Annotated in this window: 14 protein-coding genes; 7 read left to right on the top strand and 7 right to left on the bottom strand. The window is 59.2% G+C overall.

The annotated features are described in order from the left end of the window. Positions 1–175 precede the first annotated feature (175 nt). The 5 genes from ppx to C8K63_RS13580 form a co-directional block, all read right to left on the bottom strand. Positions 176–1,678 carry an exopolyphosphatase gene (gene ppx / locus C8K63_RS13600; protein ID WP_108217178.1) on the bottom strand — a complete coding sequence of 501 codons (1,503 nt, stop codon included), beginning with the start codon at positions 1,676–1,678 and terminating at the stop codon, positions 176–178. Between the two features lie 201 nt (positions 1,679–1,879). Further along, positions 1,880–2,617 (bottom strand): amino acid ABC transporter ATP-binding protein, encoded by a 738-nt coding sequence (locus C8K63_RS13595; protein WP_108217177.1) that lies wholly within the window; start codon positions 2,615–2,617, stop codon positions 1,880–1,882. After that, positions 2,604–3,254, bottom strand: coding sequence for an amino acid ABC transporter permease (locus tag C8K63_RS13590; protein ID WP_108217176.1), 651 nt, complete (start codon positions 3,252–3,254; stop codon positions 2,604–2,606). The genes C8K63_RS13595 and C8K63_RS13590 overlap by 14 nt, the downstream gene beginning before the upstream one ends. Beyond that, a complete protein-coding gene (locus tag C8K63_RS13585) occupies positions 3,251–3,919 on the bottom strand; it encodes an amino acid ABC transporter permease (RefSeq protein WP_108217175.1) in 669 nt (222 codons plus the stop codon). The genes C8K63_RS13590 and C8K63_RS13585 overlap by 4 nt, the downstream gene beginning before the upstream one ends. A gap of 22 nt (positions 3,920–3,941) precedes the next feature. Next, on the bottom strand, positions 3,942–4,727 hold the full coding sequence (locus C8K63_RS13580; RefSeq protein ID WP_108217174.1) for a transporter substrate-binding domain-containing protein: 786 nt from the start codon (positions 4,725–4,727) through the stop codon (positions 3,942–3,944). A 256-nt stretch (positions 4,728–4,983) separates the two neighbouring features. Between C8K63_RS13580 and C8K63_RS13575 the strand changes: the two genes are divergently transcribed. From C8K63_RS13575 to C8K63_RS13555, 5 genes are all read left to right on the top strand, one after another. Continuing rightward, positions 4,984–5,691: a FadR/GntR family transcriptional regulator gene (locus tag C8K63_RS13575; protein WP_108217173.1), complete on the top strand. Its 708-nt coding sequence runs from the start codon at positions 4,984–4,986 to the stop codon at positions 5,689–5,691. Positions 5,692–5,812: 121 nt separating this feature from the next. Beyond that, a complete protein-coding gene (gene trxA / locus C8K63_RS13570; protein WP_108217172.1) occupies positions 5,813–6,142 on the top strand; it encodes a thioredoxin TrxA in 330 nt (109 codons plus the stop codon). 247 nt (positions 6,143–6,389) lie between these two features. After that, the gene (rho, locus tag C8K63_RS13565) at positions 6,390–7,649 is read left to right on the top strand and encodes a transcription termination factor Rho (RefSeq protein ID WP_057712815.1); all 1,260 of its coding nucleotides are present in this window, start codon (positions 6,390–6,392) and stop codon (positions 7,647–7,649) included. 140 nt (positions 7,650–7,789) lie between these two features. Beyond that, a complete protein-coding gene (ubiD, locus tag C8K63_RS13560; protein WP_108217171.1) occupies positions 7,790–9,256 on the top strand; it encodes a 4-hydroxy-3-polyprenylbenzoate decarboxylase in 1,467 nt (488 codons plus the stop codon). Beyond that, the gene (locus C8K63_RS13555) at positions 9,256–10,224 is read left to right on the top strand and encodes a CDP-6-deoxy-delta-3,4-glucoseen reductase (RefSeq protein WP_108217170.1); all 969 of its coding nucleotides are present in this window, start codon (positions 9,256–9,258) and stop codon (positions 10,222–10,224) included. Before ubiD ends, C8K63_RS13555 begins: the two co-directional genes overlap by 1 nt. Before the next feature lie 12 nt (positions 10,225–10,236). Here the strand turns inward: C8K63_RS13555 and C8K63_RS13550 are convergent, their stop codons facing one another. Then, positions 10,237–10,713: a sn-glycerol-3-phosphate transporter gene (locus tag C8K63_RS13550; protein WP_108217169.1), complete on the bottom strand. Its 477-nt coding sequence runs from the start codon at positions 10,711–10,713 to the stop codon at positions 10,237–10,239. Between the two features lie 314 nt (positions 10,714–11,027). Between C8K63_RS13550 and C8K63_RS13545 the strand changes: the two genes are divergently transcribed. Then, positions 11,028–11,696 carry a gamma-glutamylcyclotransferase gene (locus tag C8K63_RS13545; protein ID WP_108217168.1) on the top strand — a complete coding sequence of 223 codons (669 nt, stop codon included), beginning with the start codon at positions 11,028–11,030 and terminating at the stop codon, positions 11,694–11,696. Here the strand turns inward: C8K63_RS13545 and glpT are convergent. Beyond that, positions 11,672–13,021 carry a glycerol-3-phosphate transporter gene (gene glpT / locus C8K63_RS13540; RefSeq protein ID WP_108217167.1) on the bottom strand — a complete coding sequence of 450 codons (1,350 nt, stop codon included), beginning with the start codon at positions 13,019–13,021 and terminating at the stop codon, positions 11,672–11,674. The two genes, C8K63_RS13545 and glpT, sit on opposite strands and share 25 nt — an antisense overlap. A gap of 324 nt (positions 13,022–13,345) precedes the next feature. Between glpT and C8K63_RS13535 the strand changes: the two genes are divergently transcribed. Further along, positions 13,346–13,978 carry an energy transducer TonB gene (locus C8K63_RS13535; protein WP_158273939.1) on the top strand — a complete coding sequence of 211 codons (633 nt, stop codon included), beginning with the start codon at positions 13,346–13,348 and terminating at the stop codon, positions 13,976–13,978. The last annotated feature ends 44 nt before the right edge of the window (positions 13,979–14,022 follow it).

The raw sequence follows: 14,022 nt of genomic DNA, 5'->3' as shown, positions 1-14,022 counted from the left end.
CCTAAAAAGGGCGATCCATATGGATCGCCCTTTTTTTTGTATCAACGCGGTCCCCTGTAGGAGCGAGCTTGCTCCGGGCGGCGCTCCGACGAAAAACGTGAGGGCAACGCGTATCCAGATAACACGCGTTATCGTTAGCCTCCATCGCGAGCAAGCTCGCTCCTACAGGGGGGAATCAGCGTGCGTTCAGCACAATATCGACGCGAGTGAGCCATTCCGCTTCGATGGCGAAGTCGGCCTGGGTCAGCTGGTTTTCGTCCAGCCAGTTCTCCGGGAACACCACTTCCAGGCTATTGCCATAGGCGTTCAGTACCACCTGGGGCATTTGCTGGGTGCCACGGATGTGGTGGAACAGGATCGCAAAGCGCAGCAGCACGCACAGGCGAATCAGCTTGATGCCGTCGTCGCCGAAATCGGCGAACTTGTCTTTGGGAATATTGCGGCGGTGGCCGCGCACCAGTAGCGCGAGCATCAACTGGTCTTCGCGGGAGAACCCGGCGAGGTCGGAGTGCTCGATCAGGTAGGCGCCGTGCTTGTGGTACTGATAGTGAGCAATGTCCAGGCCCACTTCATGGACCTTGGCCGCCCAGCCGAGCAGTTCGCGCCAGACGCCGTCTTCCAGATCCCAGTCCGCGGCCACCTGATCGAACGCATGCAGCGCCTTGCGCTCGACCCGTACCGCTTGCTCTTGATCGACGTGGTAGCGCTCCATCAGCGAAGTGAGGGTGCGCTCGCGCACGTCCTCGTGATGATGGCGGCCCAGCAGGTCATAGAGTACGCCTTCGCGCAGGGCGCCTTCGCAGTGATCCATGCGTTGCAGCTCGAGGGCGTCGAAGATCGCTTCGAGGATCGCCAGGCCGGCGGGGAAAATCGCCCGGCGATCCGGTTTGATTCCTTCGAAATCGATTTTCTCGACGTCACCGAGCTTGATCAGTTTGCGCTTGAGCCAGGCCAGGCCTTCGGCATTGACCTCGCCGGTGCCGTGACCGCCAGCCTTCAACGCCAGACCGATGGCGCGGATGGTGCCCGAGGAGCCGATGGCTTCATCCCAGGTCAGGCGGTGCAAGGCGTGCTCGATGCTCATGATCTCCAGCCGCGCCGCGGTGTACGCCTGGGCGTAACGGGCCGGGGTGATCTTGCCGTCCTTGAAATAGCGCTGGGTGTAACTGACGCAACCCATCTGCAGGCTTTCGCGCAGCAGCGGTTCGAAGCGCTGGCCAATGATGAACTCAGTACTGCCGCCGCCGATGTCGGCCACCAGGCGCTTGCCCGGGGTATCGGCGAGGGTGTGGGACACGCCGAGGTAGATCAGGCGCGCTTCTTCACGACCGGAAATGACTTCCACCGGGTGGCCGAGGATTTCTTCAGCGCGACGGATGAATTCGGCGCGGTTGCGAGCTTCACGCAAGGCGTTGGTGCCGACGATGCGAACGGCGCCGGTGGGCATACCGCTGATCAGTTGGGCGAAGCGCTTGAGGCAGTCGAGCCCGCGCTGCATCGATTCTTCGTTGAGATGGCGCTCTTCGTCGATGCCGGCGGCCAGCTGAACCTTCTCCCCGAGACGTTCGAGAATACGGATCTCGCCGTTCTGGGCCTTGGCCACGACCATGTGAAAGCTGTTGGAGCCCAGGTCGATTGCGGCGATCAGGGACAGATTCTTGGCTTGGGATTGCGGCATGGTCAGGGGTCTCGGTCGATAACCTCGACATCGTGCCACGATCAAAGGCTGCCGCCAACGCGTAGGTGACCGCTTCGCGGTCAATCGCGAGCAGGCTCGCTCCCACAGGGGCCCAGGTTGCCTCTAATCCCACGACCGACACACAACCAATGTAGGAGCGAGCCTGCTCGCGATGACGGCCTGAGCGGCGCCGAAAATCTTTCAGGCCACAGACTCAACCGTCCCGATGAAATTCGCCAGCTCCGCCGTCTGCGGATTGGCGAACAACACCTTCGGATCGCCTGTTTCATGCACCTTGCCCTGGTGCATGAACACCAACTTGTCCCCAACCTCCCGTGCGAAGCGCATTTCGTGGGTGACCATGATCAGCGTCATGCCTTCCCTGGCCAGTTGCCGAACCACGCTCAGCACTTCATTGACCAGCTCCGGGTCCAGGGCTGAGGTGATTTCATCGCACAGCAGCACTTTCGGCGACATCGCCAGGGCACGGGCAATCGCCACCCGCTGTTGCTGCCCGCCGGACAGTCGATCCGGGAAGGCATCGAATTTCTCCCCCAGCCCGACCCGCTCCAGCATCTGCCGCGCCAGTTCGGCGGCCTTGGCTTTTGGTGCTTTCTGCACCACTTGCGGCGCGAGCATGACGTTCTCGCCCACGGTCAGGTGCGGGAACAGGTTGAACTGTTGGAACACCATGCCGACTTTCTGCCGCAGGCTGCGCAGGTCGGCGCGGGCGGCGTCCAGGTACTCGCCGTCGACTTCGATCACGCCGTCGTTGATCGACTCCAGGCCGTTGAGGGTGCGCAGCAAGGTCGATTTGCCCGAACCGCTGCGGCCGATGATCGCCACCACCTGGCCTTCCTCGACACTCAGGTCGATGCCTTTGAGCACATGGTGATCGCCGTAGTATTTATGCAGGGCGGAAATTCTAAGCAGAGGCATGCAGTCTCCTTTCCAGGTAGCGCGCACTGAGCGACAAGGGATAACAGAGCAGGAAATAGCCGAGAGCGACGAGGCCGTAGACCATGAAGGGTTCGAAGGTGGCGTTGGCGAGCATGCCGCCAGTCTTGGTCAATTCGGTGAAACCGATGATCGAGGTAACGGCGGTGCCTTTGACCACTTGCACGGAGAAGCCCACAGTCGGCGCCACGGCGATACGCAGGGCTTGTGGCAGGATCACGTAGCGCAGTTGCTCCAGCGGGTTCAGCGCCAGGCTCGATGAGGCTTCCCACTGGCCGTTGGGAATCGACTCGACGCAACCGCGCCAGATCTCCGCCAGGTAAGCGCTGGTGAACAGCGTCAGAGCGATCGCCGCCGCCATCCACGGCGAAATCTCCACACCGGCCAGCGCCACGCCAAAAAACACCAGGAACAGCTGCATCAACAGCGGCGTGCCCTGGAACAGTTCGATGTAAGTACGAGCGAAACTGCGCGGCAGGGATTTATCCGAGATGCGCATGACCATGATCAGCAAGCCGATCAATCCGCCGCCAATGAACGCCACCAGCGACAGCGCCAGCGTCCATTGCAGGCCGGTGAGCAGGTTGCGCACGATGTCCCAGAAGGTGAAATCGCTCATTGGCTGTTCCTCGCGATAAACCGATGCCCGATCCAGTTCAGCAATTGGCGGATCAGCAGCGCCATGCACAGATAGAGCAGCGTGGTCAGGGCATAGGTTTCAAAGGCCCGGAAGTTGCGCGATTGAATGAAGTTGGCCGCGAAGCTCAGCTCTTCAGTGGCAATCTGTGAACACACCGCCGAGCCGAGCATCACGATGATGATCTGGCTGCTCAGGGCTGGCCAGACCTTACCCAGCGCCGGCAGCAGCACCACGTGACGAAAGGCTTCGAAACGTGTCATCGCCAACGCCGCCGCGGCTTCCAACTGACCCCGGGGGATCGCCTGGATGCCAGCACGGATAATCTCGGTCGAATAGGCGCCGAGGTTGATGACCATCGCCAGCACCGCCGCCTGCCATTCGGAAATCTGCATGCCCAGGGACGGCAAACCGAAGAAGATGAAAAACAACTGCACCAGAAATGGTGTGTTGCGGATCGACTCGACATAGACCGCGAAAATCCCCGCGAAAGGCCGGATGTTCCACGCTCGCACCAGCGCCCCGACGATGCCCAGGCCCACCCCAAGCACCGCGCCGATGGCTGTCAGCTCAAGGGTGAACAATGCACCGCGCAGCAACAGGTCGGTGTTGTTCACCACCGGCAGGAAATCGAACTGATAAGCCATAAAACGTCTCCAGCGCGCCGAATCAGAGATCGGCCGGCAGCGGTTCTTTCAGCCAGGTGAGGGCGTTTTTCTCCAGTGCGCCGTCGCTCTTGGCGGTGACGAGGATCTGGTTGACCTTATCCAGCAGCGCCGGCTCGTTCTTGTTAACACCGATGTAGACCGGCGAATCCTTGAGCTTCACCTTCAGCGCCGGTACGCGTTTCGGACTTTTCTCGCTGATCGCCACCATCACCACGTTACCGCTGGCGATCAGGTCGACCTGGCCCGCCAGATACGCGGCGATGGTCGAGTTGTTGTCTTCGAAGCGCTTGATGGTCACACCTTCGGGGGCGACCTTGGTCAGCTCGATGTCTTCGATGGCACCGCGGGTGACGCTGATGGTCTTGCCCTTGAGATCGTCCAGACCTTTGATGCTGGCGTCTGGCGGACCGAATACAGCGAGGTAAAACGGCGCGTAGGCGCGGGAGAAGTCGATGACTTTTTCGCGCTCCGGGTTCTTGCCGAGGCTGGAGATCACCAGGTCGACCTTGCCGGTGGTGAGGAACGGGATGCGGTTGGTGCTGTTGACCGGCGTCAGTTCGAGTTTGACCTTGAGCTGGTCGGCCAGCAGTTTCGCGGTGTCGATGTCGAGTCCCCGGGGTTGCATGTCCGGGCCGACCGAGCCGAAGGGCGGGAAGTCCTGGGGCACGGCGACCTTGAGGACTCCGCGCTTGACCACATCGTCCAGACCGTCGGCGTGGGCGGGGACCTGGCTCAGCAGCAGGCTGGCAAACAGGATAGCGAGGAGGGCGCGGTAACGCTGGGTCATGGCAAATCTCCGGATCGGTGAGCAGTGATTTCTGCGGATCGACAGAGCATGGGCCATGCCAACTTAGGGTTTTGAGGGCGCCAGGGCGCGGTTTTGCTGGTGTCGAACGGTCTTACTGGTCTGAACAGTCAGGTTGTATTTCGCACCCCGATAGCGCAGCCAGGAAAATTGCCGAACCCCCATGGGGCACGACTTGCCGGGCGTCGTGAATAGCTTTACAACTGGGCGCACATTGTCCTGGTTCGTTTGGAAAACCATGAATTCGATCTCCCGTGCCGTACCTGAAGTGGCGCTGCAGGCCATCCGCAAACTGATTACCGAGCAGGGCTTCGGGCCGGGGGATGCCTTGCCCTCGCAACGGGAACTGGCGGTGCAATTGGGGGTTAGTCGGGCATCGTTGCGCGAGGCGTTGTCATCATTGAGTGCGCTGGGCGTGATCAGCATCCAGCCGGGCAAAGGCGTGTTCGTGCAGGCGCCGGTGGAGCTGCCGCGAGGCGAGGCAGCGCCAGGCTGGCCGTTCGCGGCGCAGGCTTCGCCGCTGGATATCTTCCAGTTGCGCTACGCGCTGGAGGGGTTTGCCGCGGGGCTGGCGGCCGTGACCTTGAGCACCGATGAACTCGATGCGCTGGAGGACAATGTCGCCGCCATGCGCAACGAACTGAAAGCAGCCGATTTCGAAGCGGCGGCGCGGCTGGACTTTGAATTCCACCGACGCATCCTGCTGGCCAGCGGCAATCAGGCGATGCTGAGTATCCTGACTGCCAGTGCCGACATCTTCCTGGAGAGTCAGAAGCTACCGTTCATCCGGGCCGAGCGGGCCATGGAAACCTGGCAGGAACACCGCAAGATCCTTCGTGCGCTGGCTCGCCGAGCCTCTGGCGCCGCGCAGAAAGCCATGCGCGAGCATGTGCGTAACGCGGCGTTGCGCACTGGAATCGCCTTCGTCGCTCCCGCCACGGCGTGACCTGGGCTATACCCAAACTCATGGAACACCATAGCGAGACTCAATCAACTGCACCTTCCTGAACGAGGTAAGGACCGCTATGATGGGCCACGTTTTTTTGCTTACAACCCTGGAGAATTCCATGAGCAGCGATCTTATCAAACACGTTAGCGACGCTAGCTTCGAGGCCGAAGTACTCAAGGCTGAAGGCGCTGTACTGGTCGATTACTGGGCTGAATGGTGCGGCCCTTGCAAAATGATCGCTCCTGTTCTGGACGAAATTGCCGAGACCTACAAAGGCAAGCTGACCGTTGCCAAGCTGAACATCGACGAAAACCAGGAAACCCCGGCCAAGCATGGCGTGCGCGGTATCCCGACCCTGATGCTGTTCAAGAACGGCAACGTTGAAGCGACCAAGGTCGGCGCACTGTCGAAATCGCAACTGGCTGCCTTCCTCGACGCCAACATCTAAGCGTCGCAGCAAAGTGTCCTGAAAAAGCCCCGCAAATAGCGGGGCTTTTTGCGTATTCAGGGCTAGACGCTCCTAAACTCAGGTGGTACATTCGGCCCCGCACTGGTTTCTCCATTGCCCCCTGCTAGCCGTCGCCGACGCACTCCTTTTCGAATAAGTACGCGATCCTGTCGCCTTCTCTGCGGCGCGGCCTCATTAAGCCAAAAGCTTAATTTCCCCCCTCCATAAATGATTACGTCATTCCTATATGAATCTGACTGAACTCAAGCAAAAGCCGATTACCGAACTGCTCGAATTGGCCGAACAGATGGGCATAGAAAATATGGCCCGTTCGCGCAAGCAGGACGTGATTTTCTCCCTGCTCAAGAAGCACGCGAAAAGCGGTGAGGAAATCTCCGGTGATGGCGTGCTGGAGATCCTCCAGGACGGCTTCGGCTTCCTGCGCTCCGCTGACGCTTCCTATCTCGCCGGTCCAGACGATATCTATGTCTCGCCGAGCCAGATCCGTCGTTTCAACTTGCGCACCGGTGACACCATCGTTGGCAAGATCCGCCCTCCAAAGGAAGGCGAGCGTTATTTCGCGCTGCTCAAGGTCGACACCATCAACTTCGACCGTCCGGAAAACGCGAAAAACAAGATTCTCTTCGAGAACCTGACCCCGCTGTTCCCGACCGTGCGCATGAAGATGGAAGCCGGCAACGGTTCCACCGAAGACTTGACCGGTCGTGTCATCGACCTGTGCGCCCCGATCGGCAAAGGCCAGCGCGGTCTGATCGTTGCACCGCCGAAAGCCGGCAAGACGATCATGCTGCAGAACATTGCCGCGAACATCGCGCGTAACAATCCTGAAGTTCATCTGATCGTGCTGCTGATCGATGAGCGTCCGGAAGAAGTAACCGAAATGCAGCGCACCGTGCGCGGCGAAGTGGTTGCCTCGACGTTCGACGAGCCGCCAACCCGCCACGTGCAGGTTGCCGAAATGGTGATCGAGAAGGCCAAGCGCCTGGTCGAGCACAAGAAGGACGTGGTGATCCTGCTCGACTCCATCACTCGTCTGGCTCGCGCCTACAACACCGTGATCCCGAGCTCCGGCAAAGTGCTCACCGGTGGTGTCGATGCCCACGCCCTGGAGAAACCGAAACGTTTCTTCGGCGCTGCGCGGAACATCGAAGAAGGCGGCTCGCTGACCATCATCGCCACCGCGCTGGTAGAAACCGGCTCGAAGATGGACGAAGTGATCTACGAAGAATTCAAAGGCACCGGCAACATGGAACTGCCGCTGGATCGTCGTATCGCTGAAAAGCGCGTGTTCCCGGCCATCAACATCAACCGTTCCGGCACCCGCCGCGAAGAGTTGCTGACCGCCGACGACGAGCTGCAGCGCATGTGGATTCTGCGCAAGCTACTGCATCCGATGGATGAAATCGCTGCCATCGAGTTCCTGGTCGACAAGCTGAAAACGACCAAGACCAACGATGAGTTCTTCCTGTCGATGAAGCGCAAGTAAGTCGAGCAGGCACAAAAAGCCGGGGAAACCCGGCTTTTTGCTATCCGATTTTTGATCAGGTGGCAGTTCGTGGTTCTGAACCGAAGGGTTCGGCGCTAAACTGCCTGCCCCGAACGCCACGGCCAACACGAGGCTCACGCATGCAGTATCGCGACTTGCGCGACTTTATCAGCGGCCTGGAACAGCGCGGTGAACTCAAGCGCATCCAGGTTCCGGTGTCCCCAGTACTGGAAATGACCGAGGTCTGTGACCGCACTTTGCGCGCCAAGGGGCCAGCCCTGCTTTTCGAAAAACCCACCGGTTACGACATTCCCGTGCTCGGCAACCTGTTTGGCACCCCCGAGCGCGTGGCGCTGGGCATGGGCGCCGAGGCGGTCAGCGAACTGCGCGAAATCGGCAAGCTGCTGGCGTTCCTCAAGGAACCCGAGCCACCGAAAGGTCTGAAGGATGCCTGGTCCAAGCTGCCGATTTTCCGCAAGATCATTTCGATGGCGCCGAAAGTCGTCAAGGACGCGGTGTGCCAGGAAGTGGTCATCGAAGGCGACGACGTCGACCTGGCCATGTTGCCGGTGCAGACCTGCTGGCCGGGCGACGTTGGCCCGTTGATCACCTGGGGCCTGACCGTCACCAAAGGCCCGAACAAGGATCGCCAGAACCTCGGCATCTATCGTCAGCAAGTGATCGGTCGCAACAAGGTCATCATGCGCTGGCTGAGCCACCGTGGCGGCGCGCTGGATTACCGCGAATGGTGCGAGAAGCATCCCGGCCAGCCGTTCCCGGTATCCGTGGCATTGGGCGCGGACCCAGCGACCATCCTTGGTGCCGTGACCCCGGTTCCCGACAGCCTTTCCGAATACGCTTTCGCCGGCCTGTTGCGCGGTAACCGCACCGAGCTGGTGAAATGCCGCGGCAATGACCTGCAAGTGCCGGCCACCGCCGAAATCATCCTCGAAGGCGTGATCCATCCGGGCGAAATGGCCGATGAAGGCCCGTACGGCGACCACACCGGTTACTACAACGAGGTCGACAGCTTCCCGGTGTTCACTGTCGAGCGCATCACTCACCGGATCAAACCGATCTACCACAGCACCTACACCGGCCGTCCACCGGACGAGCCGGCGATTCTCGGCGTTGCGCTGAACGAGGTGTTCGTGCCGATCCTGCAGAAGCAGTTCCCGGAGATCACCGATTTCTACTTGCCGCCCGAAGGCTGCTCGTACCGCATGGCCATCGTGACCATGAAGAAGTCGTATCCGGGCCACGCCAAGCGGGTAATGCTGGGTGTCTGGTCGTTTTTACGACAGTTCATGTACACCAAGTTCGTTATCGTCACCGACGACGATATCAACGCCCGGGACTGGAACGACGTGATCTGGGCCATCACCACGCGCATGGACCCCAAGCGCGACACGGTGATGATCGACAACACGCCGATCGACTACCTGGACTTCGCTTCGCCGGTGTCCGGCCTGGGTTCGAAAATGGGCCTCGATGCCACACATAAATGGCCGGGCGAAACCACCCGCGAGTGGGGCAGGGTCATCGTCAAGGACGATGCCGTGACCCAGCGGATCGATGCCATCTGGAATCAGTTAGGAATAGATTGATGCGTGTAACCTTGCAGCCCTCCGGAGCAGTGCTTGAGATATTGCCCGGCGAGCGGATTCTCGATGGCGCACGCCGTCTGGGCTACGAATGCCCGCAAAGCTGCCGCAACGGCAATTGCCACGTGTGCGCCGCGCTGCTGGTGGAAGGGCGGGTCGAGCAGGCCGGCAATGTGCGTGATCATGGCGAGTTCTACACTTGCATAGCGGAGCCGCTGGAAGACTGCATCGTGCTGTGGGATGGCGTGCTCGCCTTGGGAGAACTGCCGGTGCGCAGCGTGTCGTGTCAGGTCATTGAGTGCAAGGACGTGGGCGGCGACACCTGGCGCGTGCGTCTGCGGGCTCCGGCCGGTAAACCGCCGCGCTACCACGCCGGTCAGTACCTGATGATCGAACGCGAGAGCGGCGAAAAGTCCGCCTTCTCCCTCGCCTCGGCACCGCATGCGGGACGCGACCTGGAAATCCACGTACTGGCGCGTGAATCCAGTGCGCTGGGTCTGATCGAACAGCTTCAGCGCAACAGCATGGTGCGGGTCGAGTTGCCGTTTGGCGATACCCATCTGGAAGAGTTGCCGGACGGTCCTCTCGTGCTGATCGCCGCTGGCACCGGCATGGGCCAGATCCATGGCCTGATCGAACATTGCCGGGCCTCGGGTTTCAAACATCCGGTGCACCTGTATTGGGGCGTGCGTCGTCCAGAAGACTTTTATCAAGTCGAGCATTGGGACGAATGGCTGAAGCTGCCCAATCTGTTCCTGCACAAGGTCGTCAGCGATCAATGCAACTGGGAAGGGCGTTGCGGCATGTTGCATGAAGCGGTCTGTGAAGACTTCCCTGACCTCAAGCCGCTGCACGTGTACGCCAGCGGCTCTCCGGCCATGGTCTACGGCACGCTGGATGCGCTGGTGGAAGCGGGAATGGATGCGCATCAGATGCGTGCCGACGTTTTTGCCTACGCGCCACGCTCGTAGGTCAGCGCGGGATCAGAAGCGCACGCCAGTGGTCACCATGGCGGCGTTGAAGCCGAGCAACACCAGCTCGGCTGCCACCGGACCGTAATGTGCGCCCAGTGAGGGGATGATCACCGGTGCGACCCCGAAGCGATTCAGGGGGATCTTGTCCTTATGTTTGCCACGGTAGCCTTCCAGCAGGCCGCCCGTGAATTTGATATACACGGGATAGGAGGCGCTTTCGTAGCGTTTACCCGCGTAGGCATAGTGTGAGCGTTGACTGTACGAATTGCGAAAAGTGGCAGCGCCAAACAGCCGGTCGGACGCGTCGATACGTTCAAGACCAATCAGATCCTGATTGTTGTTGTGCCTGGGGTCGGGCGAATAGTGCTTCGTATAAACACTGGTCTGCAAATACCAGGAGCCGGTGTCCTTTGAGTTTGCGGGCTGTGCCAGCGCCAATGGCGCCAAGGCCATCGACAGCACTGCGTAAAACCATGGTTTTTTCATTGGCGGCCCCCTGTAAAGGCAGTCTGGCTTGCGCCTGTGTGGCCGTTATACGCGACGCTCGATGGGGGCCAGAAGGCGGTAAATCTGAAGGGGGAGTAGGACGTTTCTGATAAGCGGCTTTATTCCCGGAGGGACTCAATGCTTATGCATATTTCATTCTGGTATTTAAGATATTTGCAAAATGACATTAGGGTATATAAACAGTCAGGCAAACGTCCTTTATCACTTTTCGTTTTACCTTTACTGCTATATGTTCTATTACATTAATAGTGCATTACATTTTGTAATGCTTGCGGGGCCGAACAACTGTTGCCATGAGCGCCATTGAATCTGCTTTTTTGAATCTGGCTTACCCTCCGCGGCTCGATCTGGGGCCGCAGCTCACTCACGAACAACTGCTCAGCTCGATGCAATTGACCATGGCGCGCCACAAGGGCGGGCCGGTCTGGTTGTTTGCGTATGGTTCGCTGATCTGGCGCCCTGAATGCACGGCGGTTGAGCGGGTTCGCGGCCGGGTGCATGGTTACCATCGCGGGTTGTACCTGTGGTCCCACGAACATCGCGGCACACCGGAAATGCCCGGCCTGGTGTTTGGCCTGGATCGCGGCGGTTCTTGCAGCGGTTTCGCCTATCGCTTGCCCGAAGAGCAACTCGAAGCATCGCTTTACGCACTTTGGCAGCGCGAGATGCCATTCCCTTCCTACCGCCCGCACTGGCTCAACTGCCGTCTCGAAGATGGCAGCCAGGTACAGGCATTGGGCTTTGTGCTGGAGCGACACCTGCCCAGCTATGCCGGCAACTTGCCGGACCATGTGCTGAGCCATGTGTTTGAAAACGCCTGCGGGCGCTACGGCAGCACTCGCGATTATGTCGAGCAGACCGCGCACGCCCTGCGCAGCCACGCCATGCCAGACCGGAATCTGGAGGCGCGGCTCAAGCGCTGTAAGTCAAAGGCCGATCAAGCGAGCGCTTCGCGGCCCTGACTGGCGATCTGTTTGTGTCGTAGCGTCGGGGCCAGGAAGGCCATCGCCAACAGGCAGGCGCCGACCAGTAACACGAAACCGCCGTCCCAACCGAAATGGTCCACGGTGTAGCCCATCGCTGCACTGGCCGCGACCGAACCGCCCAAGTAACCGAACAGCCCGGTAAAGCCTGCCGCCGTACCGGCAGCTTTCTTCGGAGCCAGTTCCAGCGCCTGCAGGCCGATCAGCATCACCGGGCCGTAGATCAGGAAGCCAATGGAAAGCAGCGCGATCATGTCGACCATCGGATTGCCGGCCGGGTTGAGCCAGTAAACCAGCGTCGCGACCGTCACCAGCGCCATGAACACCATGCCGGTCAGGCCACGGTTGCCACGGAAGATCTTGTCCGACATCCAGCCGCACAGCAGCGTGCCCGGGATACCTGCCCACTCGTAGAAGAAATACGCCCACGAAGTTTTGTCTACGGTGAAACCCTTGGCTTCCTTGAGGTAGGTCGGTGCCCAGTCCAGCACGCCGTAGCGCAGCAGATAGACAAAGACGTTGGCCATGGCGATGTACCAGAGCATTTTGTTGCGCAGCACGTATTTGACGAAGATTTCCTTGGCGCTGAATTCCTCTTCGTGGCTGGCGTCGTAGCCTTCCGGGTAGTCGTTCTTGTACTGCTCGATCGGCGGCAGGCCAACCGATTGCGGGGTGTCGCGCATGGTCACAAAGGCAAACACCGCCACTGCCAGCGCCACTGCAGCCGGCACGTAGAACGCGGCGTGCCAGTCATTGAACAGGCCCATGCCGATCAGGAACAACGGACCGATCAGGCCACCGCCGACGTTGTGTGCCACGTTCCACACGGACACCACGCCGCCACGTTCCTTCTGTGACCACCAGTGCACCATGGTCCGGCCGCTCGGTGGCCAACCCATGCCCTGCGCCCAGCCGTTGATGAACAGCAGAATGAACATCATGGTCACGCTGGACGTTGCCCAGGGCGCGAAACCGAAAATGAACATCACCCCGGCCGACACCAGCAGGCCGAACGGCAGGAAGAAGCGCGGGTTAGAGCGGTCGGACACCAGGCCCATGAGGAACTTCGACAGGCCGTAGGCAATCGCGATGGCGGACATCGCCAGACCCAGCTGACCACGGGAGTAGCCCTCATCGATCAGGTACGGCATGGCCAGGGAGAAGTTTTTGCGCAGCAGGTAGTAACCGGCATAGCCAAAGAAGATGCCGGCGAAAATCTGCCAGCGCAGGCGTCGGTAGGTGCTGTCTATTTTGTCTTCAGGCAATGGAGCCTGATGTACGGCAGGACGAAAGAAAGCAAACATTCAAGAGCTCCAGATTTCTTGTTTTGACTGCGGATACGAATATTACAGTTTCGTTACCGAAAATATCATCGGTTCTCATCGGCAAAACAGCGGAAATGTTGGAAGTCGCGTGTTCCTTTATGAACATGTCGCTCAGATGTAAGTGAAGGACGCTGTAGGAAACGTTACTTTCGCGGCTTCCTACGGGTTTTCGGGGGGTTGTAAGGCGGGTTTTGGGAAAGTTCTTTCGTGAATAGCAGAGCAAGCTGATTTTGATAGTTTCAGTGGTTCTTTAAAGTCCTGTGAGTGGCCGGCGAGGCCAATCTCGTCAGGATGGGTGACTCAATGAAATCTGTAATAGCGCTTTTTTTGCTTTTAGCCCCCGCGATTATTTTTGCCGACTTCAAACTTGAGCCGGACTATTCCCCGCACGCAGATTTTCCAATTGAGCATTTCGATGGTCAAAGGAAGGTTTTGGCCAAGGTTTCTTATACCGTCAGTAATGACGGTTCGGTCAGCGAGGTGGAGATTGAGAACGCTACGAACCCAAAGTTCGGTGAGTCAGTCAGGAAGGCAATGATGCAATGGCGGTTCAAGCCTTGGCCTCTTGAGGGCAATCCTGAAACCGTTCGCTACGAAAGCGTTTTCGTTCGAACGCTCGATATGGGCTTGTATCAAGCCTACAAGAAGAAAGTCGGTGGGCTGCGTTGCAGTCAGTTGAATGAAGAAGTCGCAAAATTTCGAATTCAACACCCAAGGAAGGCATTGAGAGAAATGCCGTTGTTTACCGAAACACTCGTTGCGTTAGGTCTGGTTTCAAGCATACCGGCGCAGGAATTCACACATGAGCAGTCTATGCGATGGAGCACGGTTCTGGGCGGTGCCTTTCCGCGAGCAATCGGTGCTTGTCAGAAGAATCCTGATGGCACGTACTTGGACGCACTTCCCGAGTCGTTGAGTAGTCGATTCAAAGCTTGACCTTGTTGCGCTGTATTGCGGAATGAATCTGCTATCGATTCACT

The sequence above is a fragment of the Pseudomonas sp. GV085 genome, assembly GCF_003050925.1.
GTDB lineage: Bacteria > Pseudomonadota > Gammaproteobacteria > Pseudomonadales > Pseudomonadaceae > Aquipseudomonas.
Note: the sequence above shows the minus strand (reverse complement) of the source record. Positions and strands in the feature narration are given on the sequence as shown.

Coding starts and splice junctions, on each gene's coding strand:
- C8K63_RS13555 (WP_108217170.1), top strand. CDS start 9,256: ATGCGTGTAACCTTGCAGCCCTCCGGAGCAGTGCTTGAGATATTGCCC.
- trxA (WP_108217172.1), top strand. CDS start 5,813: ATGAGCAGCGATCTTATCAAACACGTTAGCGACGCTAGCTTCGAGGCC.
- ubiD (WP_108217171.1), top strand. CDS start 7,790: ATGCAGTATCGCGACTTGCGCGACTTTATCAGCGGCCTGGAACAGCGC.
- C8K63_RS13575 (WP_108217173.1), top strand. CDS start 4,984: ATGAATTCGATCTCCCGTGCCGTACCTGAAGTGGCGCTGCAGGCCATC.
- ppx (WP_108217178.1), bottom strand. CDS start 1,678: ATGCCGCAATCCCAAGCCAAGAATCTGTCCCTGATCGCCGCAATCGAC.
- C8K63_RS13580 (WP_108217174.1), bottom strand. CDS start 4,727: ATGACCCAGCGTTACCGCGCCCTCCTCGCTATCCTGTTTGCCAGCCTG.
- C8K63_RS13535 (WP_158273939.1), top strand. CDS start 13,346: ATGAAATCTGTAATAGCGCTTTTTTTGCTTTTAGCCCCCGCGATTATT.
- C8K63_RS13590 (WP_108217176.1), bottom strand. CDS start 3,254: ATGAGCGATTTCACCTTCTGGGACATCGTGCGCAACCTGCTCACCGGC.
- rho (WP_057712815.1), top strand. CDS start 6,390: ATGAATCTGACTGAACTCAAGCAAAAGCCGATTACCGAACTGCTCGAA.
- C8K63_RS13595 (WP_108217177.1), bottom strand. CDS start 2,617: ATGCCTCTGCTTAGAATTTCCGCCCTGCATAAATACTACGGCGATCAC.
- C8K63_RS13585 (WP_108217175.1), bottom strand. CDS start 3,919: ATGGCTTATCAGTTCGATTTCCTGCCGGTGGTGAACAACACCGACCTG.
- C8K63_RS13550 (WP_108217169.1), bottom strand. CDS start 10,713: ATGAAAAAACCATGGTTTTACGCAGTGCTGTCGATGGCCTTGGCGCCA.
- glpT (WP_108217167.1), bottom strand. CDS start 13,021: ATGTTTGCTTTCTTTCGTCCTGCCGTACATCAGGCTCCATTGCCTGAA.
- C8K63_RS13545 (WP_108217168.1), top strand. CDS start 11,028: ATGAGCGCCATTGAATCTGCTTTTTTGAATCTGGCTTACCCTCCGCGG.